Origin of the sequence: Limnohabitans sp. Hippo4 (genome assembly GCF_003063605.1) — a bacterium.
GTDB lineage: Bacteria > Pseudomonadota > Gammaproteobacteria > Burkholderiales > Burkholderiaceae_C > Limnohabitans_A.
On the sequence record NZ_NESE01000006.1, the window covers coordinates 77,259 to 101,317 of the forward strand.

The following is a 24,059-nucleotide window of genomic DNA, read 5'->3' on the forward strand; positions in this document are numbered from 1 at the left end:
CACTGGCGCATCGCATGGCGCTGGAGTCTCTTGACCGCAGCCCCCCACCTTTCTTCAGGGTGGGGTTTGCGCCCCTGACCAAACTGATTTTTTTCGGCGCCTTGTCTGTGGTGCTGATGTTTGGCGACAAACAACTTCAATTCACCAAACCCATTCGCGCCGGCCTTGCCACCTTGGTCCTGCCCATTCAGTGGTTGGTGCTGCAACCTGGGCAAGCCTTGTCATCTGTCAGCAAGCACTTTGAAAGCTTGAACGATGCGCAACAAAAATTGAAGCAGGCCCAGTCGCAAGTCTTGCTGCAATCTTTGCGTGCCCAACAAGTTGAGCAGTTGCAACTTGAAAACCAAAACCTTCGTCAGCTGATGGGACTCCAAAGCAGTGTGGCCACACCCTCGCAAGTGGCTGAAGTTTTGTTTGATGTGCCCGACCCCTACAACCAACGCATCGTGATTGACAAAGGGCAACTCAAAGATGTGGCGCTAGGATCTCCCGTCGTGGATACCGGGGGCGTTGTAGGCCAAGTCACTCGCGTGTACCCCTTGTCTGCCGAAGTGACTTTGCTCACAGACCGCGATCAAAGCATCCCTGTGCTCAACAGCCGAACAGGTGCACGCAACATTGCCAGCGGCGATATCTTGGGCGGCATTCCACAAATCGAACTTAAATTTGTGCCTGCCGGGGCTGACGTCAAAGAAGGCGACTTGCTCACCACCAGCGGCATCGATGGCGTGTACCCAGCCGGCCTGCAAGTGGCTCGCATCTCGCACATCGAAAGGCGCGTTGACATCTCTTTCGCACGCATTCATGCCAAGCCTTTGGCTGACATGAAAGGTCGGCATGTGCTGATCTTGCAACCCATTGGCGCTCAGGCAGCGACAAAAGGCAAAACACCATGATCATGTCGCGTCGTGAGGCCCTGTTGTTGCCCGTCAGTCCTTGGTTCATTGGCCTCAGTCTGTTGGTCTGTTTGGTGTTGAATATGCTGTTGGGTTTGACACAAGCCATTTGGTTGCCAGACCTGTTGGCAGTCTGCATCTTCTTCTGGGGCATCCATCAACCTCGACGTGTTGGCATTGGCATTGCTTTTTGCTTGGGTCTTTGGACCGATGTGCAGCAGTCTTCCCTGATGGGGCAACATGCACTCACGTATGCCATCTTGAGTTACTGCGCTTTCACTTTGCATCGGCGACTTCTGTGGTTTCCCATCAAAGAACAAATGATCCAAATCATTCCTTTCCTTTTCTTGGCAGAAGCCACTGGATGGGTCATTCGCCTTTCGACGGGGAATGATTTTCCAGGTTGGCCATTGCTGCTCTCGCCCATCTTGGAAACCTTGTTGTGGCCGGCAGCCAACTTTATTTTGCTGGCACCACAGCGTCGGGCGCACGACCCTGACGCCAATCGCCCGATCTAAATCATGGCGCTTCACCTGCCCTCGTTAAGCGAGTTGCGCAACACCGAGTTTGAGATTTTCAAATTTCAAACGCGCGTGATGGTGCTGCAAGGCGTGGTGCTTTTGTGTTTTGCTTTGTTGGGCATCCGCCTGTTTTATTTGCAAGTCATTCGGCACGAAGACTTGTTGGAGCAAGCAGAAAACAATCGCACCGCCATCTTGCCCACAGTGCCCAATCGCGGCACGATCATGGACCGCAATGGCGTTGTGTTGGCCAACAACTACTCGGCCTACACACTCGAAATCACACCTTCACGCGTGAAGGACCTCGAAGCCACCATCGACAGTTTGTCTGAAATCATCGACATCCCACTGCGCGATCGTCGTCGCTTCAAACGCATGCGAGAAGAGTCTAAGAACTTTGACTCACTGCCCATTCGTTCACGTCTCACAGAAGAAGAAGTGGCCAAGTTCTCTGCGCAGCATTACCGCTTTCCGGGTGTTGAAATCAAAGCGCGTTTGTTCCGCAACTACCCCTATGGTCATTTGGCCAGCCACGTGTTGGGCTACATCGGCCGCATCAACCAAAAAGAAAAAGAACAAATTGAAGAGAGCGATGACGAAGGCAACTACCGCGGCACTCAATACATCGGCAAGTTAGGCGTAGAACAACGCTACGAACGAGAACTGCATGGCATCACCGGCGTGCAAGAAGTCGAAACCTCGGCAGGCGGCAAAGCCGTGCGTCGACTGGCCAGCAGACCCGCCACGCCTGGTCAAAACGTGGTGCTGTCACTCGACATCAAATTGCAAAAGATGGTGGAAGACTTGTTCGGCGATCGTCGCGGTGCTTTGGTGGCCATGGACCCACGCACCGGCGAAGTTTTAGCCTTCGTCAGCAAGCCCACCTTCGATCCCAATTTATTTGTCGATGGCATCGACAGTGAAAGCTGGAAAGCCTTGAGTGAGTCGATCGACAAGCCTCTGCTGAACCGGGCCATTCGCGGCACTTACCCACCGGGGTCCACCTACAAACCCTTCATGGCCTTAGCGGCACTCGAAACAGGCAAACGCAGCGCCAGCGAAATCATCAACGACCAAGGCTCGTGGAACTACGGCGGTCACACCTTTCGAAGCCACGGCGATACAGGCCTTGGGCCTGTTGACATGGTTCGCTCCATTGTGTTGTCCAGCAATGTGTACTACTACTCATTGGCCAATACCATGGGCGTGGATGCCATTCACGACTTCATGAAGCCCTTGGGTTTTGGCCAAATCACAGGCATCGATTTACCAGGAGAAGTGCGCGGCGTCTTGCCAAGCACCCAATGGAAAAAGAACACCTACAAGAAAGCCGAGCAACAACGTTGGTACGGCGGTGAAACCATCTCTCTGGGCATTGGCCAAGGTTACAACGCCTTCACCATGCTGCAGTTGGCCACGGCAACATCCACCTTGGCCAATGGCGGGGTGGTGCGCAAACCTCGCTTGGTCATGGCCACACAAGACCCCATTGCACGTGTAGACCGAAGTGTGGCCGGTGAGGAGCCTCTCAACTTAGGCTTCAAGCCTGAGAATGTGGCGGTGGTGAAACAGGGTTTGATTGGCGTGGCCAAAGAAGGCACCTCAGCCAGAGTGTTTGCGGGCACGCCCTACCAAAGTGCGGGCAAAACAGGCACCGCACAAGCCGTCACCATTGGCCAAAAAGACAAGTACAACGCCAGCAAATTGGAAGAGCATCAGCGTGACCACGCCTTGTACATGGCCTTTGCACCGGCTGATGAACCGCAAATTGCCTTGGCCATTGTGGTGGAAAACGCCGGCTTTGGTGCCGCCCAAGCCGCGCCCATTGCCAGACGTGTTTTTGACTATTGGCTATTAGGCGACTACCCCAGCATCGAAGACATTGAAGCCTCGCAAAAAGGTTTGGCTGCATCACCTGTGGGCGTGCGCAGGCGAAAAGAAGACATCTTGTTGACACCCAGTGAAGGGGTGGTCGGCGTGATGGGCAACCGATAACTTTGGTGCGGCTGGCGGGGATCGAACCCACGACCCTTGGCTTCGGAGGCCAATACTCTATCCACTGAGCTACAGCCGCGCTAGGAATGGTGTTTGCGACAATTATGGCATGGGGACTTCTCTCGCAGACGTCGCCCCACCATGCGGTCACCCCGCGGTTATAATTTCGGCTCTATTTAGCACCCCCAAACATCGCACAGAATTTCTGAGGACGCCATGAGCACGAACAGTCACGACAGCCATTCCGGCAATTCCAAAATCTCTAAATCAGACCTTTGGTTGATCATTGCCTGCGCTGCAATCATCATCTTTGCTTATTTCGACCTCAGCAAAACCACTGTGACCTACAGCAATGCCGAACGCGACGTCGCCGAGCGGATTCAAAAAGTGGGCGCCGTTCAATTCCGCGATGCAGCCAAAGCCGCTCGCCCTGGCGAAGATGTCTACAAAGCACAATGTGCTGCTTGCCACGCTTCAGGTGCGGCCGGTGCACCTAAATTTGGCGATGTGGCCGCTTGGGCCCCACGCATCAAAAACACCTTCGAGTCTTTGGTGAATTCCGCACTCAAAGGTAAAGGTGCAATGAGCGCACAAGCTGGCGGCGAATTCAGCGACCTGGAAATTGCACGTGCTGTGGCCTACATGGCGTCACAAGCTGGCGGCAAATTCAAAGAGCCAGAAGCACCGGCACCTGCTGCTGAAGAAAAGAAGTAATTCTCTGATCTGGCGTGGCTAAAAAGCCTACGCCTTTCAAACAAAACCGCTCGATGCAAATCAGAGCGGTTTTTTCTTGTCTGCCGCAGGGCTGATTCTGAAAGCAAACGCCGTTTGCAAGTTGGCAGCTTCTGTTGTCTCGAGCTGCCACAAGCCTTGCTCAAGGCCCTCTGCGGCTTTGCCAACGTCCAGGGTGTGAAGCAGGCCAAAGCCCATCGACGTGTTGAAGTACACGCGGCCTTCTTCGTCCGTATAGCAAGCCTGAACCTGCGCCGTTTGACCTGTTTGGGCCATCAATTGAAAGTCATCTGACAAACGCCAAACCAAAGGCGTCAAAGCCAACTCGACGTAAACTCGTTGAGGGCCATTCTGGAAAAACCAAGCACCCTGCGCATCGGGTGCGTAATTTCGATGGATGAATTCAATCAACTTCTCGTGCCGAAGCAGTGAGCCCTTGGCCCCTTTTGCACCACTTTGAAAACTGCCACTGGCCTGTGCCGCATCGTCTCGGAGGTACCAATGACCTCGCTCGTCCAGCCCCAACCAGCCATAGCAATCTGGCACATTGGGCCATTTGGCCATGGCTTGTTTGACTAAGTCATCCATTGCGCTCACTCATTTCAAATGCTGCAACAGCCACGCACCAACCGCTTGCGGCATGGCCTTCAAATGGCCGGGCAGAGACCCTTTTGCAAATCCAACATGACCGCCATGTTGAGGTTGCCACAATTCTACGTAAGTACTGACTTTCTGTTGTGTCGGCAAACTGTATGCAGGCACAAAGGGATCGTTCACTGCATTCAATGCCAAAGCCGGTACTGCAATGTGCAACATCACGGGCAATGCAGAAGCTTTGTGCCAGTAATCGTCGGTGTTCTGAAAGCCATGCAATGGCGCCGTGAACACATTGTCGAACTCATACAAATCTTTGGACGCTAACAACTTTTGAGGATCAAACAAGCCTGGGTGTTGCTTCAACTTGGCCATGGCTTTGGGTTTCATGGTGCGCAAAAACATGCGCGTGTAAACCTGTCGATTGAAACCTTCGCCGATGGCTTTGCCACTGGCCGTTAAATCCAAGGGGGAGCAAATGGACGCAACGGCTTTCACCACAGATTGCGCGCTTTGTCCTTGTTCGCCCGCCCATCGCATCAATGCATTGCCTCCCAAGGACACACCCGCCGCAAGCACGCCAGGTCGCTGATTTGCATCTGCTTGTTGCTTGAACTTTCGCAAGAAAAAATCGATCTCTTCGTGATCGCCAGAATGATAGGCTCGTGGGCCCAAGTTCAAGCTGCCACTGCATCCCCTGAAGTGAGGCACAGCCAAGTCGCATTGGTGGTGTTGCGCCCAATCAGCAAATGCTTGCGCGTAGTGGCTGCCTGATGATCCTTCTAGGCCATGAAACAAAACCAGCAAAGGTTTGGCCACATCTGCCCTTGCAGATTCACAAAAATCCACATCCACAAAATCTTGGTCGGGGGTGGTCCATCTTTCGCGGCGCCAGACTGCAGGTGCATAACGGCGTGAATAGAGCGCCGGCCAAATGGTTTGCAAATGGCCGCCAGGCAGCCACCACGGTGATGCGTATTGCATTAACGGTTTCTCAACTCTCAGTGCAAAACCGATGGGCTTGACGACATTTCTTGGGGTGCGTGCGGCGTGCCGGGGCTTGCATGGTGCGCAACCATTCGCCAGCCTTGTGGTGTCTTGTGATACACGTTGGTGGCAATCACGTACGCCGTTTGCGGGCCGTCGGCGCCCAACACTTCGACCCGCTCTATCAAGTGATGCATGGCGCTGGCCAACGCATCCACTTTGTGAATGTTTTCGGGATGCGCTTGAACGGTGCCATTGGCGAACATGGCTTCAAATGTGGCGCGAATGGCACCTGCACCGACAAGCCGAGGTCCGCCTGGGTGGACACACACAATTTCTTCTTCATCGGCCCAGCAAGACATCAGCCGTTCAATGTCGCCTTGTCGGAGGGCATCATAGAAAGTGGCTTCCACATCATCAGGATTGCCACCCAAGGTGGCTGCTCGAAGTTTAGCTTTGCGCATGGTGTCCTTGAAAACAAAAAACCCGGCGTGCGCCGGGTTTCAGAAAACGATCAGCGTGTTGAACGCCATCATTTTATTTTTTAGTGCGGAACTTGCGCAAGGCTGCCAGCTGGGCAGCAAAAACTGCCAGCTCGCTTTGCGCACGCGCCATGTCGATTTCAGACTTGGCATTGCGAAGGGCATCCTCTGCAGCGGCTTTGGCTGCATTGGCTTTTTCTTCGTCCAAGTCTTTACCGCGAATCGCAGTGTCTGACAACACAGTCACGTGGTCGGGTTGCACTTCCAAAACACCGCCAGCCACGAAGACGAACTCTTCGGTGCCATCGGTTTTTTCGATGCGAACGGAACCAGCCTTGATGCGTGAGATCAACGGTGTGTGACGGGGATAAATGCCCAACTCGCCGGCCTCACCAGGCAAGGCCACGAAACGGGCTTCACCTGAGAAGATGGACTCTTCGGCACTGACCACATCAACGCGGAGGGTGTTCATAGTGTGTTCCTTGAAAAGGGTTTACAAAAATGGCTTACGCCATTTTCTTGGCCTTTTCGAAGGCTTCGTCAATGGTACCCACCATGTAGAACGCTTGCTCTGGCAAGTGGTCGCACTCGCCAGCCACAATCATTTTGAAACCGCGGATGGTTTCGGCCAATGTCACGTACTTGCCGGGTGAGCCTGTGAAGACTTCAGCAACGTGGAAAGGCTGAGACAAGAAACGCTGAATCTTACGTGCACGGGCCACAGCCAACTTGTCTTCTGGTGCCAAGTCGTCCATACCCATAATCGCAATGATGTCGCGCAGTTCGCGATAACGCTGCAGTGTGCCTTGAACAGCGCGCGCTGTTTCGTAGTGGTCCACGCCCACGACCAAAGGATCGAGCTGACGGCTTGTAGAGTCCAAAGGATCCACAGCAGGGTAGATACCCAAAGAGGCGATGTCACGAGACAACACCACGGTGGAGTCCAAGTGAGCAAACGTTGTGGCAGGTGACGGGTCGGTCAAGTCATCGGCTGGCACGTAAACGGCTTGGATGGAAGTGATGGAGCCCACTTTGGTGGAAGTAATACGCTCTTGCAAACGGCCCATTTCTTCGGCCAGTGTAGGCTGATAACCCACAGCAGAAGGCATACGACCCAACAAGGCGGACACTTCGGTACCGGCCAATGTGTAACGGTAGATGTTGTCCACGAAGAACAACACGTCTTTGCCTTCGTCACGGAAAGATTCCGCAATGGTCAAACCTGTGAGGGCCACGCGCAAACGGTTACCTGGGGGTTCGTTCATCTGACCGTAAACCATCGCCACTTTGGACTCAGGCAGGTTTTCCAGATTCACCACACCAGAGTCAGCCATCTCGTGATAGAAGTCGTTACCTTCACGTGTACGCTCACCCACACCAGCGAACACGGACAAGCCGCTGTGCGCTTTAGCGATGTTGTTAATCAGTTCCATCATGTTCACAGTTTTGCCCACACCGGCACCACCGAACAGACCCACTTTACCGCCTTTGGCGAATGGGCAAACCAAGTCAATCACCTTGATGCCGGTTTCCAGCAATTCTTGTGAAGGGCTCAATTCGTCATACGCAGGGGCCTTACGGTGAATGGAAGCTGTCAGTTCTTGGCTGACAGGACCGCGCTCGTCGATGGGCGTGCCGAGCACGTCCATGATGCGGCCCAATGTGGCTTTGCCCACAGGCACTGTGATGGGGTTGCCCGTGTTGGACACCATCAAGCCGCGGCGCAGACCGTCGGATGAACCCAGCGCAATGGTACGCACCACGCCGTCACCGAGTTGCTGCTGCACTTCCAATGTCAAGGCAGAGCCTTCCATTTTCAGGGCATCATAAATCTTGGGCATTTGATCGCGTGGAAATTCCACGTCAACCACGGCGCCAATACATTGAACAATTTTTCCTTGGGCTTGCATTTTTCGCTCCAATAATTTGAATTAGCTGAACTGTCTTAACCGCTGATCGCCGCAGCGCCAGAAACGATTTCGGACAATTCTTTCGTGATGGCTGCTTGACGAGTTTTGTTGTAAACGAGTTTGAGCTCGCCAATCACATTACCCGCGTTGTCTGTTGCAGCTTTCATGGCGACCATGCGAGCAGCGTGCTCGGAGGCCATGTTTTCTGCAACAGCTTGGTAAACCAAAGCTTCCGCATAACGAACCAACAAGTCGTCAATGACGGCTTGTGCATCGGGTTCGTACAAATAGTCCCAACCATGATGCGAACCAGCGGCCTGGGTTTCAGCTTCCATCTTGTCTGCTGACAAAGGCAGCAACTGATCGATGGTGGGCTGTTGGGCCATGGTGCTGATGAACTTGTTGTAGCAAAGGTAAACCGCGCTCAACTCGCCATTGGCATACGCATCGAGCATCACCTTGACGGGGCCGATGAGTTTTTCCAAATGGGGTTTGTCGCCCAAGTGCGTCACTTGTGACACCACTTTGGCACCCACGCGGTTCAGGAAACCCAAACCTTTGCTACCGATGGCCACTGCTTGCGCAGTTTTGCCAGCGGCTTGTGTGTCACGCAACTGTGCAGTGACTGCGCGCAACAAGTTGGTGTTCAAACCGCCGCACAAACCTTTGTCAGTGGTGACCACAATGAAGCCAACGGCTTTGCCGTCGGAGTGCTTCATGTAAGCGTGCACATACTCAGGGTTGGCCTTGCCGAGATTGGTCGCGATGGCGCGAATTTTCTCAGCGTAAGGACGTGCCGTGCGCATGCGCTCCTGCGCCTTGCGCATTTTGGAGACAGAAATCATCTCCATCGCTTTGGTGATCTTCTTGGTGTTTTCCACCGATTTGATCTTGGTGCGTAGTTCCTTGCCCGATGCCATCAGAGGCTCCTTTTGGTCAGGTAGAAATTAAGCAAAAGTTTTCTTGAATGCAGCAACAGCAGCGTTCAACTCGGCTTCGGCGTCTTTGTCCAAAGCTTTGGTCTCTTCGATCTTGGCCAACAAAGCGGCACATTTATCTTTGAGGTACGCGTGCAAACCGCTTTCGAAGGACAGAATTTTCTTCACGTCCACGTCGTCCATGAAACCTTTGTTGACGGCGAACAAAGAAGCACCCATCAAGCTGATGGATTGTGGGCTGTACTGCGCCTGCTTCAAGAGTTCTGTCACGCGGGCACCGCGGTCGAGTTGTTTGCGTGTGGATTCGTCCAAGTCAGAAGCGAACTGCGCGAACGCAGCCAATTCACGGTACTGCGCCAAGTCGGTACGGATACCGCCAGACTGACCCTTGATGACTTTGGTTTGAGCCGAGCTACCCACGCGAGACACAGAAATACCAGCGTTAATCGCGGGACGAATACCAGCGTTGAACAGTGATGTTTCCAAGAAGATCTGGCCGTCGGTAATCGAAATCACGTTGGTTGGCACGAAGGCAGACACGTCGCCGGCTTGCGTCTCAATGATTGGCAAAGCTGTGAGCGAACCTGTTTTGCCTTTGACAGCGCCTTTGGTGAAAGCTTCGACGTAGTCGGCATTCACGCGGGCTGCACGCTCGAGCAAACGGCTGTGGAGATAGAACACGTCGCCAGGGTAAGCTTCGCGGCCTGGTGGACGGCGCAAAAGCAATGACACTTGACGGTAAGCCACAGCTTGCTTGGACAGATCGTCATAAACGATCAATGCGTCTTCGCCGCGGTCGCGGAAGTACTCGCCCATGGTGCAACCAGAGTAGGCTGACACGTATTGCATCGCTGCAGATTCAGAAGCGGAGGCAGCCACCACGATGGTGTAAGCCATGGCGCCAGCTTGTTCCAACGCGCGAACCACGTTCTTGATGGAAGAAGCTTTTTGACCAATCGCCACGTACACGCAGGTCATGTTCTGACCTTTTTGGTTGATGATGGCGTCGATGGCCACAGCTGTTTTACCAGTCTGACGGTCACCAATGATCAATTCACGCTGACCACGGCCCACGGGCACCATGGAGTCAATGGACTTCAAGCCAGTTTGCATTGGCTGGTCAACTGATTTACGAGCGATCACACCAGGCGCAACCTTTTCGATCACGTCGGTCATCTTGGCATTGATGGGGCCTTTGCCGTCAATCGGCTGACCCAAAGCGTTGACCACACGGCCAATCAGCTCGGGGCCCACGGGCACTTCCAAAATGCGACCTGTACATTTGACAGTGTCGCCTTCAGAGATGTGCTCGTACTCACCCAAAATCACGGCGCCGACAGAGTCACGCTCCAAGTTCAAAGCCAAACCGAAGGTGGCAACACCAGCGGCAGTAGCGGGGAACTCAAGCATCTCGCCTTGCATCACGTCTGACAAACCGTGCACGCGCACGATACCGTCAGTCACGGACACCACAGTGCCTTGGTTGCGGATGTCTGCATCAGAAGACAAACCTTGGATTCGGCTCTTGATCAGCTCAGAAATTTCTGCTGGATTGAGTTGCATGACTCTTTCCTTCTTTCTTTAAATAGATCCGGACTCTCGCTGCCTTAAGCAGTGAGGGCCACTTTCATTTGTTCCAGACGGGCCTTGACGGAGGTATCTAACACTTCGTCCCCAACGACCACGCGCACGCCACCAATCAGTGACGCATCGACCTCAACGCTGACGTTGAGTTTGCGGCCAAAACGCTTTTCCAGTGTTCCAGACAGATCAGCCAAAGCGGCTGCATCAATGGGGAAAGCACTGTGAACAATCGCATCGGCGGTGCCACCTTGTGCATTTTTAAGTGCGCGAAATTGGCTGGCAATTTCGGGCAATGCACTAAGACGGCGGTTTTCAATGGCCAAACGCAAGAAGTTTTGACCTGCTGCTGGCAACGCGGTTTTCACGACACCAGAAATCAGATCGAACACTTGCGCGTCGGTCACCTTGGGGTTTTCAGAGAATTGCAACAGTTGCGAGTTGCTCGCAACTGCGGCAAGCTCGTCGAGCCAAGCTGCAGTACCCGCAAGGTCGGCCGATTGCGCTTTGAAAAGCGCATCAGCGTAAGGGCGGGCGATGGTTGCAAGTTCTGCCATGGTCTTCTCGGACTGATAAAAAATTACAGCTCGGTCTTCAGACGGTTCAACAGATCAGCATGAACACCCGCATTGACTTCCTTGCGGAGAATCTGCTCGGCGCCCTTCACAGCCAATGCCGCAACTTGCTCGCGCAAAGTTTCACGGGCATTCACCGTTTGTTGCTCTGCTTCAGCTTTCGCTGCAGCAATGATCTTGTTGCCTTCTTCAGTGGCACGGGCTTTGGCTTCTTCGATGATCGTCAAAGCACGGCGCTCGGCGTCAGCCAAGCGAGAAGCCGTTTCGTTGCGTGAGGTGGCCAATTCAGCTTCCACGCGCTGGTTTGCAGCAGCGAGTTCTGATTTGGCTTTGTCAGCAGCGGCGAGGCCGTCGGCGATTTTTTGAGCTCGTTCATCCAATGCGGCTGCAAGGGGTGGCCACACGAATTTCATCGTGAACCAAACCAGAATTGCAAAAACAATGGCTTGAACAAACAGGGTTGCATTGATACTCACGGCAACACCTTTCTTTTGGTTGTTGCAGGAATTACTTCAGAACAAACGGATTCGCGAAAGCGAACATCATGGCGATACCAACGCCAATCAGGAAAGCCGCGTCGATCAAACCAGCCAACAAGAACATTTTGGTTTGAAGTTCGTTCATCAACTCAGGTTGACGAGCAGCTGCTTCGAGGTATTTGCTGCCCATGATGCCGATACCGATACAAGCGCCAATCGCGCCCATGCCGATGATGAGACCAGCTGCCAAAGCGACGTAACCGAGAACGTGTTCCATTTAATTGCTCCTATGGATGATGATGGAAAGGTTGAGAAAAACTAAACTAAATTGTGACGCTTAGTGAGCGTCGTGCGCTTGACCGATGTAGACCAAAGTCAACATCATGAAAATGAAAGCTTGCAAAGCCACGATCAAGATATGGAAGATGGCCCAAATGGAGCCAGCGATCACGTGACCGATAGGCATCAAGATGCCAGTCAATGACATGGCGGCTGTACCACCCATCAAAGCGATCAACATGAAAATCAGTTCGCCGGCATACATGTTGCCGAACAGTCGCATGCCGTGAGACACGGTTTTGGCGACGAATTCAATCATTTGGAACACAAAGTTGAAGGGCCACAAAATGGGGTGCGCACCAAAGGGCGCTGTGGTCAACTCATGGAACCAACCGCCCAAGCCCTTGATTTTGATGTTGTAGTAAATACAAATCAGCAAAACCGACACAGACATGCCCAAAGTGCTGGACAAATCGGCAGTAGGCACAACGCGGAAATAATGAATGCTGTGGTCAACGCCAGTCCACTCGAACACTTTGTGGAACAAGTCAACAGGCAAGAAGTCCATTGAGTTGAGCAAGAAGATCCAGACAAAAACGGTCAGGGCCAAAGGGGATACCAATTTGCGGCTTTGCGCGTTGTGGATGATGCCCTTAGCTTGGGAGTCGACCATTTCGAACAAAATCTCAACAGCAGCCTGGAAACGACCAGGAACGCCAGAAGTGGCCTTGCTGGCAGCCTTCCAAAGCAAAAAGCTGCCCAAAACACCCAACAAAATACCCCAGAAGATGGAGTCGATGTTGAAGACTGAAAAGTCAATCACACCTGCCATCGGCTTGTTTTGCAGATGGGTCAGGTGGTGGCCAATGTATTCACCGGCGCTGGGAGCGTTTGCAGCTGACATTCTCTAGGCTCTTTAAAAATTTACTTTAACTTTTCAACTTGGGCACAACTTAGACAACTGGGTGAAACACTTTGCGCCAGGCAAACACCACCCAATAAACCTTCATCGTCACCACCAGGCCCACCAACATGGCAGGCCAACTCAAATCTTTGACCAGCCAGACCGCCGCATAAAGCATGGCGATCGTGAGACCAATCTTGACCAATTCCCACAGCAAAAACCCAAAAACCGCAGTTCCTGAATTCACGGTGGTGGCTTTGCTGGTTAAACCCCGCGCGAACAACGCTGCTGGGACCACCACCGCCAAACCCCCGTAAGCTGCTGACCATGCTGCCGAAACCCGCCCCGTGAAGAGCCAAGTTAGAGCCGCAACGGCCGAACCCACCACTATTTGCGCCAGAACCACACGCCAAATAGAGAGTAGCGGTTGCTGAAGGCGCAATTCCTGCACTTCTTCAGCGGTAAGCGGCTTGAAGTCTTGGGTGTCCGCATTGTCATACGCATCGTATGAACTTGGGGCACCAAGGACTTGGCCGTTGTCGCGCGCTGTCTTCATTGGGCAAATCTTGTGGCGGGATTGTCTGTCTGTATGTTTACACACAGGTTACAGAAATATCCCAAGGTTCCGCAAAGCTCACGATTATAGGTGAAAACCCATATGGCTAAAAAAGGCCACAATGGAAGTTGGCAAATTCTTCTCAATTGCGCTCCAACCGGGATTCCTTTCATGTACGAACTCATTAAATTTAGCCACCTGGCCGCAGGTGTTGTTTGGCTTGGCGGCATGGCCGCCATGATTTGGGCCGTGCGACCTGCAGCCATTGCGATGTTCGAACCACCATTGCGTTTGCCGTTTCTGGCAATGGCCATGGGTCGGTTTTTCAATGTGGTGGCCGCTTGCGTCTTCATTTTGATTTTGACGGGAAGTGCCATGTTGGTTGGGGTTGACATGAAACTGGCGCCCAAGGGTTGGCATGCCATGTTGGGCATCGGCACCCTCATGTGCCTCATCTTTGGGCACATTTATGCCGTGCCTTTTCGGAAAATGAAATTGGCCCTGGCGCAAGAGGACCTGCCTTCGGCGGCGTCACAATTGGCCAAAATACACCCCCTGATGATTTTGAATTTCGCACTTGGCTGGCTGGCCGTAGGTGCCGTGGTCATTTGGCGATAAACGTTTTTTACAATCCAATCCTATGAGCGCATCTCTTACGCCCCCCTTCAAAGAAGATCCACGCAAGGAGTCGCTGATCGAGTACCCCTGCGACTTTCCCATCAAGGTCATGGGCGCTCGCGTTGATGGGTTTGCAGAAGCCATGGCGCAAGTAGCTCAGCAATTTGACCCCAGCTTCAACCCTGCCACCATCGAAATGCGGCCCAGCAAAGCGGGCAACTACCTGAGCGTGACTTTGACCATCAGGGCCACCAGCCGAGAACAACTCGACAACATGTACCGCGCCTTGACCAGCCACCCCATGGTCAAGGTGGCACTTTAAAGCCTGAGTCGTCAAGCAAGATGTTGGTCAAACGTTCAGGGCTGGTCGCTTATTTAGAGGCCTACCAGGCCATGCAAGATTTCACAGCGCAAAGAAGCTCAGAGACTGCCGATGAGCTCTGGCTTTGCGAGCACCCGCCCGTCTTCACACAAGGTTTGGCCGGCTTGGCAGGTCATGTGCTGCATGCGGGCGACATCCCTGTCATTGCCACCAACCGCGGTGGCCAAGTCACGTATCACGGCCCAGGCCAGGTCATGGCCTATCCCATGGTCAACTTACAACGCGCCGGCTACTTCGTCAAAGAATATGTGTACCGCCTTGAAGAGGCCGTCATTCGAACCTTGGCGCATTTCGGCGTCACGGGTCACCGAGTGGCCAACGCACCCGGCATTTACGTTCGCTTGGCAGATCCTTTTGCGCACACCGCACTCACAGGACCTGCCAACCCAGGCGACCCCTTCAAAGGCCTTGGAAAAATCAGCGCCTTGGGCATCAAAGTCAGTCGACAATGCACCTACCACGGGCTGGCCTTGAACGTGAGAATGGACCTCGAACCCTTCCAACGCATCAATCCTTGCGGCTATGCTGGATTGCAAACCGTGGACCTTTTTACAATGGGGGTGAATACAACTTGGGAAGAAGCGGCTGATGTGTTGGCGTTCAAACTCACGCCCCTGCTATCGCCCTGAGCCGACGACAACCGAGCCCACGACACTGAAAGAATGTGATGACCAAAGATACCGACGCCGCACGCAACGTTGTGCGTGAGGCGCAAACTGTCGAAAACTACGACGCCACAGCCAAGCAAAAAGCGGCGGCCAAGCTGTCTCGCATTCCCATCAAAGTTGAACCCGGTGAGGTGCTGAAAAAACCAGATTGGATTCGCGTCAAAGCAGGTTCACCCACCACACGTTTTTACGAAATCAAAGACATCCTTCGCAAAAACAAATTGGTCACGGTCTGTGAAGAAGCCAGTTGCCCGAACATCGGCGAATGCTTTGGCAAGGGCACGGCCACCTTCATGATCATGGGCGACAAATGCACGCGCCGCTGCCCCTTCTGCGATGTGGGCCATGGCCGCCCCGATCCGCTGGATGTGAACGAGCCCGCCAACTTGGCGCGCACCATTGCAGATTTGAAACTCAGCTATGTGGTGATCACCAGTGTGGACCGCGACGATCTGCGCGATGGCGGTGCCGGACACTTTGTCGATTGCATCCGCGAAACGCGCGCGCTGTCACCACTCACACAAATTGAAGTCCTGGTGCCCGACTTCCGCGGCCGTGACGATCGCGCTTTGGAAATTTTGAAAGCCGCTCCGCCCGATGTGATGAACCACAACTTGGAAACCGTGCCACGCTTGTACAAAGAAGTACGCCCCGGCTCTGACTATCAGTTTTCACTGCAACTCTTGAAAAAGTTCAAAGCGCTCTTCCCCAACGTGCCAACCAAATCTGGTTTGATGGTGGGCTTGGGCGAAACCGATGAAGAAATTTTGGCCGTGATGCGCGAGATGCGCGAGCACAACATTGAAATGCTCACCTTAGGTCAGTACTTGGCACCGTCCAACAGCCACTTGCCCGTGAAGCGTTACGTTCATCCTGACACCTTCAAGATGTTTGAAGAGAAAGCCTATGAGATGGGCTTCAAGCATGCCGCCGTGGGCGCCATGGTGCGGTCAAGTTATCACGCCGACCAACAGGCGCATGGTGCGAGCTTGTCGCGTTGAAAACATCTGTTCGTGCAACTTGGCTAGCGCTAGGCGCTATTGCCTTGTGGGCTACCCTGGCCCCTGTCGGCGTTCGCTTGTCACACTTACCGCCCTTTCTCACGGCGGGCTGCGCCTTGCTCATCGGCAGTTTGGTGGCGCTGCCTTGGTCAGGTTTTAAATGGCGCTTGGCCATCGTGCCCACCTCAAGCTTGCTCCTTGGCGTTTACGGTTTGTTTGGCTATCACTTTTTATTGTTCGTTGCATTTCGCACAGCGCCTGCAATTCAAGCCAACTTGGTCAACTACCTGTGGCCTTTGCTCATCGTGGTTCTGGCGCCGCTCTTCAACAAACACACTCAACTCAAACTGCGACAAGTGATCGCTGCGCTTGCCGGATTTGCTGGTGCAGCCTTGGTCATGACAGGCGGCAAAGCCATCAGCGCTGATTTCGATGTGGGCTATTTGGCGGCCTTGGCGTCTGCCTTCATTTGGGCTACCTACTCACTCATGACTCAACGTGTGAAAGCTTTCCACACAGCCGCCATCGGTACCTTCGGCTTGGTGTCCGGCTTGTTGTCACTGGTTTGCCATGCGGCACTCGAGACGCCCGTGACTTTGAGCACACAAGATGCAGGCCTTTTGGTTTGGATGGGACTTGGCCCTCTGGGTTTGGCGTTTTACCTGTGGGATGCCGCGCTGAAAAATGGCAATGCGCAGCACATTGGATTGCTCAGCTTCATCACACCTTTGGGCTCCACGGTCTTGTTACTGATAGACCGCCAAGAGGCGCTGACACCAGTGGTGGCCTTGGCGGGCTTGTTGATTGTGGGCGGTGCTTGGTTGGGTCGCAACACAGGGCCACAGGAAGCAGCCAACGATCCAAAGTTTGAAAGCTTGGGCTGAAACTTCAAGCTGAAAGCTTGGTTTGAAAACTGCGCGTCAAGTTAACAAACTGGCGGGATCTTCGGATGCCAACACTTGCTGTGCCAGTGCTTTGAGTTTCTCGGTGTCTGCGCGCAATATTTGTTGCTTGACCAGCAGCACTTGAGAAGGGTGCATCGAAAAACTGCGCAAGCCCATGCCCAGCAAGAGGCGCGTCAAATTCACATCCCCCGCCATCTCACCGCACACCGACACACTTTTGCCTTGCGCTGCACCTTCGGCAATGGTGTCGGCCACCAAACGCAACACGGCTGGGTGCAATGGGTCGTACAAATGCGCCACGCTTTCATCGGCGCGGTCAATCGCCAAGGTGTATTGAATCAAGTCATTGGTGCCAATGGACAAGAAATCAAAATGCTTTAAGAACAACTTCAAGGACAAAGCGGCCGCCGGAATTTCGATCATCGCGCCCAAGCGCACATGGCCATAAGCAACGCCGCGCGCATCCAAATCAAGTTGCGCTTGCTTGACGAGTGCCATGGTCTGGTGAATTTCACTGGCATGCGCCAGCATGGGCACCAGCAAATTGACTTTGCCCAAAGCGGCTGCGCGCAAAATGGCGCGCAGCTGCGTTAAAAACATTTCAGGATCGGCCAAGCTCCAACGAATGGCGCGCAAACCCAATGCCGGGTTCAAATGCGCTGCGTCATGCCTTGCTTCGTCCAGGGGTTTATCGGCACCCACGTCCACCGTTCGAATGGTGACTGGCAAGCCTTGCATGCCTTCCACGGCTCGTCGGTATTGTTGAAACTGCTCTTCTTCACCTGGCAAATCACCTTGCCGGCCCATGAACAAAAACTCGCTTCTAAAAAGACCGACACCCACAGCGCCCACTCTGATCGCGGTGTCGGCGTCTTCTGGCATTTCAATATTGGCCAGCAATTCAATTTTTTGACCGTCCAAGGTCACGGCGGGAGTGTGACGCAATCGGGTGAGGCGCTCGCGTTCTAGATCGCCTTGACGTTGCTTGAAACCGTACTCCGCCAAGATGATGGGAGAGGGGTCCACAATGACCACGCCCATGTCGCCATCGATGATGATCCAATCGTCTTGTCGAATGAGTTGGCTGGCACTGCGTGCACCCACTACCGCCGGGATGTCGAGGCTGCGCGCCACGATGGCGGTGTGTGAGGTTTTACCGCCCACATCCGTCACAAAACCCGTGAACACACTCTGTTTGAACTGAAGCATGTCGGCTGGCGACAAGTCGTGTGCCACCAACACCAAGGGGACATCCATGGTGTCACCCAACTGCAACTCTTGCTGCGGCCTTGCCTGAGGTTTGGTTCTGACAACAGGCGATGTTCCGCCTTTGAGGAAATGTAAGACGCGTTCCGTGACTTGTTCGAGGTCTGATTTGCGCTCGCGCAAATAAGCATCTTCCATTTCATCGAACTGGCGGCCAATCACTTCCATTTGGCTGGTGACAGCCCATTCCGCGTTGTACAGCCGGTTCTCAATCCAGTGCCTCACGCCCAAGGACAAACTCTCGTCCTCTAACAACATCAAGTGCACATCGAGCAAGGCGCCCAGCTCTGGCGGCGCATCGTCGGTTAAATCTTTTTGCAGACGCTTGAGTTCTTCGACCACCGCATCGCGCGCTTGACGCAAACGGTCAATTTCAGCTTCAACTTGCGAGGGTTGAATGAAATAGTGGGCAACGTCGACGCGGCTGGAAGCCACCAGCACCGCACGCCCAATGGCAATGCCTCTGGCAACCGCCAAGCCATGAATGCTGAAGGTCATTCACCCTCACCAAATTTATCGGCAATCAAGGCCAGCATCGCATCGAGCGCCTCTTGGGCTTGCTCGCCATCGGTGTCAATCACCACTTCGCTGCCAATGCCTGCGGCCAGCATCATCACGCCCATGATGCTCTTGGCATTGACGCGGCGCTCGCCTTTGGCAATCCAAACTTCACATGGAAAACTACCCGCCAACTTGGTCAGCTTGGCAGAAGCTCGGGCATGCAAGCCCAACTTATTGCTGATGGTCGTCGTAGCTTGGGGCATGTCGTGGTCCTGATTGATTTTGAGGGGCAGTGCAACCTACGGGAATGATGCCTTGCGCGCCACCGGCCTGCGCGCGCGTTGCCAAAGCATCTAATGATTCATGTCGATAACAGACGCTGCGCAACAGCATCGGCAAATTCACGCCAGCCAGCAAACGCGTGTCGATGCCGTCATTGAGTTTTTGCGCCACATTGGAAGGCGTCGCACCAAAGACGTCACTCAACATCAAAACTTCGGTGGTGTTGAGCTTTGACAGGGCAGCTTTGGCCAAAAGCAAGCTCTCATCAGGGCTTGCATTGGGCAAGATGTCCAGCGCCTGTACACCCAGCGCACACTCTGGGTAAACATGCAAAGCGCAATCGCGCAAGGCCGAAGCCAAAGGCGCATGGGCGATGATGAGAATTCCAATCATGCTGAATTATCGCGGTTTGCCCAGTGAAAATAAACATAGGACAAAACCGCACATAAACCAAACACAGTAAAAGCGGCCTGGAAAGCCAAAACAGGTGGCCAGCCCAGTGACTTGAAGAAGTCAATGCCAAAACCAATGCCCCACTGCACCACAAAGACCCCTACGAAAATGACCAAGTTGTAGGCCGAGAGTGCACGGCCCGCCAAATGCGACGGAAAGGCCATGCCGACGGCAGGCTGCGCCAAAGCCACAAAAGTACTGGTCACACAAAACAAGGCCAGGGCTGCTGCAGAAGCGCCACCCAGATCTGGACCGAACCAAATCACACCGAACAGCACCGCAAAACTGAGCGGCTGACCCCATGCAATCAATTTGTTGGCGCTGATACCGCGCTTGGCCAAGCGCGGCGTGATCAGGCCCCAGATCCAGAAAGTCACCAGCATGCTCAAGTTGATGGCAAACAATCCAGTCGCTGCGGCAAGCGGTGTGTAGCCGCCCACCACCGTCATCCAAGGACCTGCCCACAGGGTTTGAACCGCCAACATGCCCGCATAACAAAAGAACCCCACAGGCGCCATGCGCCAAAAATAGGCGTTGCGCCAAACAGGTCCATAGCCGGTCTCTTCTGTTGCAGTTGGGTCTTGCGATGCCTTTTGCGTTTCCCAAACAGGTACCACCTTGTAAATGAGAACCATGGCCAGCACCACCAAGACTGCCAAGCCTGCAAAGATTGCGCGCCACCCTGTGACGGGCATCAACCACTGCACAGGCAAGGTGGATGACAACATGCCCAAAGAGCCTGTCATCAACATCCATGAGTTGGCCCGCAACTGAGAACCCGCATCCATCCACCTGCGGTAACCTGTCAAAGGCGCCATCAAACAAGCACTGACGCCCACACCACACAAAAAGCGCGCCAACCACAGACCCACAAAACTTTGTGCCATGGCAAATGCGGCGCAACCTAATACCGCCACGATCAAGAAACACAAAATGACAGTTTTAGGGCCGTACCGGTCCAACCACTTGCCCAAGGGCAACTGCGTTGCCGAAAAGCCTAAAAAATAACCACCGGCCAACAGACCCAAGTCTTGGGCGGACAATGACAACTCTTGCGTCAGGGCTGGCGACAAGGTCGCCGTGATGGCGCGCATCAAGGTGGACAAAAAATACGCAAATGCAAAGACCAAGAAGACCCCCACCATTTGTCGCTGCGCCAGCATGGGGCTTGGGGTTTGACGCTCGGTCATGACACGCTTTCAAAAAATTCTTGCATGTGCCCATTATCGGTGCATGCATGCATGCAAATTTTTCGCGACAATGACGCCATGAATTCACTTGACGGCATCCGCATTCTCGACCTGTCCCGCGTGCTCGCGGGCCCCTGGTGTACCCAAACTTTGGCCGACCTTGGCGCCGACGTGATCAAAATTGAGCGCCCAGGCGCCGGTGACGACACGCGCAGTTGGGGCCCACCTTTTCTCAAAGACGCCGATGGCAAAGACACGCCCGAAGCCGCATATTATTTAGGAACTAACAGAAATAAGCGCTCACTGACTTGTGATATTGCCCAAGCCGATGGGCAAGCGCTCATCCGCGAATTGGTCACCCACTGCGATGTCTTCATTGAAAACTTCAAAGTGGGCGACATGGCCCGCTATGGTTTGGACTACGAGAGTTTGAAGGTCCTCAATCCCAAGTTGGTTTACTGCAGCGTCACCGGATTTGGACAGACCGGGCCCTACCGCGAGCGGGCTGGATACGACTATGCAGTTCAAGGCATCGGGGGCTTGATGAGCGTCACGGGCGAGCGAGATGACCTGGGGGGTGGCCCCCAAAAAGTAGGTGTCGCTGTGGCCGACTTGTTCACAGGCATGTACGCGACTGTTGGCATTCTGGCCGCGCTCAGGCACGCCGAAAAAACCGGCGAAGGTCAGTACGTGGACATGGCCTTGCTCGATACCCAAGTGGCCATGTTGGCCAATTTAGGTGCCAATTATTTGGTCAGCGGCAAGACCCCTGGTCGCGCAGGCAACGCACACCAAAACATCGTGCCTTATCAAGTATTTGAAGTAAAGGCACCCACACACGCAGCAGCAGGCAGCCGCGACCATTTGATTCTGGCTGTGGGCAATGATGGCCAATATGCCAAATTCTGTGATATGGCAGGCCACCCCGAATTGGCCAGCGATGTGCGTTTTGCCAAGAACACCGATCGGGTCAAAAACCGCGCCATCTTGGTTCCCCTGCTTGAACAGATCATGTTGACCCGCACCAAAGCCGACTGGCTGTCTGCGCTCGAGGCAGCCAAGGTGCCCTGTGGTGCCATCAACAATTTATCGGAGGTGTTCGCCGACCCTCAAGTGGCTGCGCGCAACATGGTGAGTACTTGGCAGCACCCTCATCAAAAGGATTTGAAATTGGTGGCCAGCCCACTCAAGCTCAGCCGAACGCCCGTCCGGCAAGACCATGTGCCACCCCAGCTGGGACAGCACACCTCGCAATTGCTGGAAGAAGTTTTGGGTTACAGCTCAGCGCAAATTGAACAACTGAAAAACAAAGGTGTGATCTGATGGCCCAGTATTTATTGGTTCATGGCGCTTGGCATGGTGCTTGGTGCTGGCGCCATGTCACAGAAGCTTTGATCCGTGCAGGTCACAGCGCACACGCCATCACCCTCACGGGCTTGGGTGAACGCTCCCACCTTTTGCACCGTGGCATTGATTTGGAAACGCACATCCAAGATGTTTTACAGGCCCTAGACGCCGAAGAAATGAACGATGCCATTTTGGTCGTTCACTCCTATGCAGGCATGTTGGGCACCGCTGTGGCCGATCGGCGAGCGCATCGTCTGAAGCACTTGGTTTACTTGGATGCTGTGGTTCCCAAGCCCGGCGAAACTTGGAGCAGCACCCATGCCAGCGCCACACAAAAAGCCAGAATTGAAGCAGCCGCAGAGAGCATCGACAACAGCTTCCCACCACCCGATGCTTCTGTGTTTGGCCTCAGCGCGGATGACTATGAATGGGTGCAACGTCGACAAACACCTCACCCAGGTGGCACTTACCAACACGTTTTGAATTTCGATCCTGCACGTGTTGCAAGTGTTCCCAGAACGTTCATCAATTGCACCGTGCCACCCTTGGCAACCATTGATGCCGTGCGACGTCGCGTGGTCGATCCCCTGTTTTGGGATGGCCAGTGGCTGCCCAACTCTCAAGTGGTTGAAATAAAAACGGGGCACGATCCCATGATCAGTGCCCCGCAAGAGTTGACAGCGCTGCTACTTCGCTGCGCCAATCAAAGCTGAAGATTCAAGCGTCAGTCTTTTCGGAAGTTGTCGTGGCAACCTTTGCAAGTTGCTGCAGCAGGACCAAAGGCTGTTTTCAAGGCATCGGCGTTACCGGTTTTGGCGGCGGCAGCCACCTTGGTCAGCTCAGCTTGCATCTTGTCCGCAGCTTCTTTGAACTTGGCGCTGTCTTTCCAAATTTCTGGCTTGGCGCGCGTCTCACCTTTGTCGCTGCCTTCTGGGAAAGCAGCCCAAGGCAACTTGGACATGGCAGCCGCAATGTCGGCATTTTCGGCAGCGGCTTTGGCGTCGTAAGGCACTCTGCCTGCGGCCATGGCACCGACACGGCCGAAATGAGCGCCCATGACGGTGAAGGATGCTTTGCGATATTTGATGGCGTCTTCAGGTTTCGCAAATTGAGCGGCGGCTGGCAAAGCCAACATGAGGGCCAGCAATGCCGAAGCAGCAGTGACAAGTTTTTTCATAAGTATTCCATTGAAGGTGAGGGTGCTTTACAGTTTCGCATGTTTTTGAATTTTCTGCAGATCGCGCAAAGCCCATGAAAGTATCACCATGAATGCCATCCGAGTTTGGGATTTGCCCACCCGCCTTTTCCACTGGACCCTCGCATTGTTGGTCCTTGTGTTGGTCATCACCGGCAACGTCGGGGGCAATGCCATGGTCTGGCACTTTCGCTGTGGCTATGCCGTTTTAAGTCTGTTGTTGTTCAGATTGCTCTGGGGCTTTGTGGGCGGCCATTGGTCTAGATGGCGACAGTTGTCGTGCACGCCCTCAGCATTGCGCCAGTATTTTTCTGCGCAGAGCAGCCAACAACGCTACCTGGGACACAACCCCATAGGCTCACTTTCTGTCATCGCCTTGATGAGCTTGCTCTTGCTGCAAGTCGCAACAGGCTTGTTCAGTGATGATGAAATTGCAAATGCCGGACCCTTGACCGTTTGGGTGTCTGAAAGCATTGTGTCCATGACCACCCAATGGCACAAAGGCTTTGGCAAGGGTTTGGTCCTGTTGTTGATCGCCATCCACGTGGGTGCCATTCTTTGGTACTTCGTCAAAAAGAAAGAAAACCTCAGCCGTGCCATGCTGTGGGGCGACAAATCATCGGAGTCACCGGCCACTGCTTCGTTGGATCGACCCCTCGATTGGCTCAAAGCGTTGCTCTGCCTTGCACTGGTTGCAGCCTTGGTATTTGTCCTGATCAACGCAGTGCCCTCCAGCCTGTAGGACTGGGCATTTCAACGCTACACTTGAATTTCGTTACGCACCGAACTCACTTGTCAGAACTTCCTTCACCCGCCGTTGCG

At 53.9% G+C, this 24,059-nt stretch carries 29 protein-coding genes and 1 tRNA gene; 12 read left to right on the top strand and 18 right to left on the bottom strand.

Translation table 11 applies throughout. The features are described from left to right. Positions 1-14: 14 nt before the first annotated feature. From mreC to mrdA, 3 genes are read left to right on the top strand one after another with little or no spacing between them, the layout of a single operon-like run. Complete coding sequence (mreC, locus tag B9Z46_RS13750) at positions 15-896, top strand: rod shape-determining protein MreC (protein ID WP_108257176.1); 882 nt, start codon at positions 15-17, stop codon at positions 894-896. Beyond that, positions 893-1,414 carry a rod shape-determining protein MreD gene (gene mreD, locus B9Z46_RS13755; RefSeq protein ID WP_108257177.1) on the top strand — a complete coding sequence of 174 codons (522 nt, stop codon included), beginning with the start codon at positions 893-895 and terminating at the stop codon, positions 1,412-1,414. Before mreC ends, mreD begins: the two co-directional genes overlap by 4 nt. A gap of 3 nt (positions 1,415-1,417) precedes the next feature. Further along, complete coding sequence (gene mrdA / locus B9Z46_RS13760) at positions 1,418-3,412, top strand: penicillin-binding protein 2 (protein WP_108257178.1); 1,995 nt, start codon at positions 1,418-1,420, stop codon at positions 3,410-3,412. Between the two features lie 3 nt (positions 3,413-3,415). Here mrdA and B9Z46_RS13765 read toward each other — a convergent pair. Next, positions 3,416-3,491 (bottom strand) — tRNA-Arg (locus tag B9Z46_RS13765). A gap of 137 nt (positions 3,492-3,628) precedes the next feature. Between B9Z46_RS13765 and B9Z46_RS13770 the strand changes: the two genes are divergently transcribed. Continuing rightward, the gene (locus tag B9Z46_RS13770) at positions 3,629-4,126 is read left to right on the top strand and encodes a cytochrome c5 family protein (protein WP_108257179.1); all 498 of its coding nucleotides are present in this window, start codon (positions 3,629-3,631) and stop codon (positions 4,124-4,126) included. A 60-nt stretch (positions 4,127-4,186) separates the two neighbouring features. Here B9Z46_RS13770 and B9Z46_RS13775 read toward each other — a convergent pair whose 3' ends face one another. The 12 genes from B9Z46_RS13775 to B9Z46_RS13830 all read right to left on the bottom strand — a co-directional run bounded on the left by B9Z46_RS13775 (position 4,187) and on the right by B9Z46_RS13830 (position 13,429). After that, positions 4,187-4,732 carry a DUF2946 family protein gene (locus tag B9Z46_RS13775; RefSeq protein WP_108257180.1) on the bottom strand — a complete coding sequence of 182 codons (546 nt, stop codon included), beginning with the start codon at positions 4,730-4,732 and terminating at the stop codon, positions 4,187-4,189. Between the two features lie 9 nt (positions 4,733-4,741). Further along, the gene (locus B9Z46_RS13780; protein WP_108257181.1) at positions 4,742-5,722 is read right to left on the bottom strand and encodes a YheT family hydrolase; all 981 of its coding nucleotides are present in this window, start codon (positions 5,720-5,722) and stop codon (positions 4,742-4,744) included. Between the two features lie 17 nt (positions 5,723-5,739). Beyond that, positions 5,740-6,189: a nuclear transport factor 2 family protein gene (locus B9Z46_RS13785; protein ID WP_055359516.1), complete on the bottom strand. Its 450-nt coding sequence runs from the start codon at positions 6,187-6,189 to the stop codon at positions 5,740-5,742. A gap of 73 nt (positions 6,190-6,262) precedes the next feature. Beyond that, complete coding sequence (locus tag B9Z46_RS13790) at positions 6,263-6,679, bottom strand: F0F1 ATP synthase subunit epsilon (RefSeq protein ID WP_055359515.1); 417 nt, start codon at positions 6,677-6,679, stop codon at positions 6,263-6,265. A 34-nt stretch (positions 6,680-6,713) separates the two neighbouring features. Beyond that, entirely contained in the window at positions 6,714-8,117 is a 1,404-nt protein-coding gene (gene atpD, locus B9Z46_RS13795) for a F0F1 ATP synthase subunit beta (protein ID WP_055359514.1), read from the bottom strand. A 35-nt stretch (positions 8,118-8,152) separates the two neighbouring features. Then, a complete protein-coding gene (gene atpG / locus B9Z46_RS13800; RefSeq protein WP_055359513.1) occupies positions 8,153-9,037 on the bottom strand; it encodes a F0F1 ATP synthase subunit gamma in 885 nt (294 codons plus the stop codon). Positions 9,038-9,064: 27 nt separating this feature from the next. Further along, positions 9,065-10,618, bottom strand: coding sequence for a F0F1 ATP synthase subunit alpha (gene atpA, locus B9Z46_RS13805; RefSeq protein ID WP_055359512.1), 1,554 nt, complete (start codon positions 10,616-10,618; stop codon positions 9,065-9,067). Between the two features lie 44 nt (positions 10,619-10,662). Then, a complete protein-coding gene (locus B9Z46_RS13810) occupies positions 10,663-11,193 on the bottom strand; it encodes a F0F1 ATP synthase subunit delta (RefSeq protein ID WP_055359511.1) in 531 nt (176 codons plus the stop codon). 23 nt (positions 11,194-11,216) lie between these two features. Beyond that, entirely contained in the window at positions 11,217-11,687 is a 471-nt protein-coding gene (locus B9Z46_RS13815; protein WP_055359510.1) for a F0F1 ATP synthase subunit B, read from the bottom strand. A 31-nt stretch (positions 11,688-11,718) separates the two neighbouring features. Further along, positions 11,719-11,967, bottom strand: coding sequence for a F0F1 ATP synthase subunit C (atpE, locus tag B9Z46_RS13820; protein ID WP_055359509.1), 249 nt, complete (start codon positions 11,965-11,967; stop codon positions 11,719-11,721). Between the two features lie 60 nt (positions 11,968-12,027). Further along, positions 12,028-12,873, bottom strand: coding sequence for a F0F1 ATP synthase subunit A (atpB, locus tag B9Z46_RS13825; protein WP_055359508.1), 846 nt, complete (start codon positions 12,871-12,873; stop codon positions 12,028-12,030). 49 nt (positions 12,874-12,922) lie between these two features. Continuing rightward, positions 12,923-13,429 (bottom strand): ATP synthase subunit I, encoded by a 507-nt coding sequence (locus B9Z46_RS13830; RefSeq protein WP_055359507.1) that lies wholly within the window; start codon positions 13,427-13,429, stop codon positions 12,923-12,925. Between the two features lie 171 nt (positions 13,430-13,600). On the opposite strand from B9Z46_RS13830, the gene B9Z46_RS13835 reads away from it, so the two are divergent. The 5 genes from B9Z46_RS13835 to B9Z46_RS13855 are packed head-to-tail and all read left to right on the top strand — an operon-like array spanning position 13,601 to position 16,982. Then, the gene (locus B9Z46_RS13835) at positions 13,601-14,047 is read left to right on the top strand and encodes a CopD family protein (RefSeq protein ID WP_108257182.1); all 447 of its coding nucleotides are present in this window, start codon (positions 13,601-13,603) and stop codon (positions 14,045-14,047) included. Positions 14,048-14,069: 22 nt separating this feature from the next. Continuing rightward, positions 14,070-14,369 (top strand): YbeD family protein, encoded by a 300-nt coding sequence (locus B9Z46_RS13840; RefSeq protein WP_055359505.1) that lies wholly within the window; start codon positions 14,070-14,072, stop codon positions 14,367-14,369. A 20-nt stretch (positions 14,370-14,389) separates the two neighbouring features. Then, on the top strand, positions 14,390-15,058 hold the full coding sequence (lipB, locus tag B9Z46_RS13845) for a lipoyl(octanoyl) transferase LipB (RefSeq protein WP_108257183.1): 669 nt from the start codon (positions 14,390-14,392) through the stop codon (positions 15,056-15,058). A 38-nt stretch (positions 15,059-15,096) separates the two neighbouring features. After that, entirely contained in the window at positions 15,097-16,098 is a 1,002-nt protein-coding gene (gene lipA / locus B9Z46_RS13850; RefSeq protein ID WP_108257184.1) for a lipoyl synthase, read from the top strand. Beyond that, complete coding sequence (locus B9Z46_RS13855; RefSeq protein WP_108257185.1) at positions 16,095-16,982, top strand: DMT family transporter; 888 nt, start codon at positions 16,095-16,097, stop codon at positions 16,980-16,982. The genes lipA and B9Z46_RS13855 overlap by 4 nt, the downstream gene beginning before the upstream one ends. 36 nt (positions 16,983-17,018) lie before the next feature. Here B9Z46_RS13855 and ptsP read toward each other — a convergent pair whose 3' ends face one another. From ptsP to B9Z46_RS13875, 4 genes are read right to left on the bottom strand one after another with little or no spacing between them, the layout of a single operon-like run. Further along, positions 17,019-18,767 (bottom strand): phosphoenolpyruvate--protein phosphotransferase, encoded by a 1,749-nt coding sequence (ptsP, locus tag B9Z46_RS13860; protein ID WP_055359501.1) that lies wholly within the window; start codon positions 18,765-18,767, stop codon positions 17,019-17,021. Beyond that, complete coding sequence (locus tag B9Z46_RS13865; protein ID WP_108257186.1) at positions 18,764-19,033, bottom strand: HPr family phosphocarrier protein; 270 nt, start codon at positions 19,031-19,033, stop codon at positions 18,764-18,766. Before B9Z46_RS13865 ends, ptsP begins: the two co-directional genes overlap by 4 nt. Then, positions 19,002-19,445: a PTS sugar transporter subunit IIA gene (locus tag B9Z46_RS13870; protein ID WP_055359499.1), complete on the bottom strand. Its 444-nt coding sequence runs from the start codon at positions 19,443-19,445 to the stop codon at positions 19,002-19,004. Before B9Z46_RS13870 ends, B9Z46_RS13865 begins: the two co-directional genes overlap by 32 nt. Beyond that, entirely contained in the window at positions 19,442-20,695 is a 1,254-nt protein-coding gene (locus B9Z46_RS13875) for an MFS transporter (protein ID WP_233246023.1), read from the bottom strand. The genes B9Z46_RS13870 and B9Z46_RS13875 overlap by 4 nt, the downstream gene beginning before the upstream one ends. A 78-nt stretch (positions 20,696-20,773) precedes the next feature. Here B9Z46_RS13875 and B9Z46_RS13880 point away from each other — a divergent pair, with 78 nt between their 5' ends. Both B9Z46_RS13880 and B9Z46_RS13885 read left to right on the top strand, forming a co-directional pair. Beyond that, entirely contained in the window at positions 20,774-22,018 is a 1,245-nt protein-coding gene (locus tag B9Z46_RS13880; protein WP_108257205.1) for a CaiB/BaiF CoA-transferase family protein, read from the top strand. Beyond that, positions 22,018-22,755, top strand: coding sequence for an alpha/beta fold hydrolase (locus tag B9Z46_RS13885; protein ID WP_108257187.1), 738 nt, complete (start codon positions 22,018-22,020; stop codon positions 22,753-22,755). The genes B9Z46_RS13880 and B9Z46_RS13885 overlap by 1 nt, the downstream gene beginning before the upstream one ends. Positions 22,756-22,766: 11 nt before the next feature. Here the strand turns inward: B9Z46_RS13885 and B9Z46_RS13890 are convergent, their stop codons facing one another. Further along, positions 22,767-23,219: a cytochrome c gene (locus tag B9Z46_RS13890; protein WP_108257188.1), complete on the bottom strand. Its 453-nt coding sequence runs from the start codon at positions 23,217-23,219 to the stop codon at positions 22,767-22,769. A gap of 88 nt (positions 23,220-23,307) precedes the next feature. On the opposite strand from B9Z46_RS13890, the gene B9Z46_RS13895 reads away from it, so the two are divergent. After that, positions 23,308-23,979 (top strand): cytochrome b/b6 domain-containing protein, encoded by a 672-nt coding sequence (locus tag B9Z46_RS13895; RefSeq protein ID WP_108257189.1) that lies wholly within the window; start codon positions 23,308-23,310, stop codon positions 23,977-23,979. Positions 23,980-24,059 lie beyond the last annotated feature (80 nt).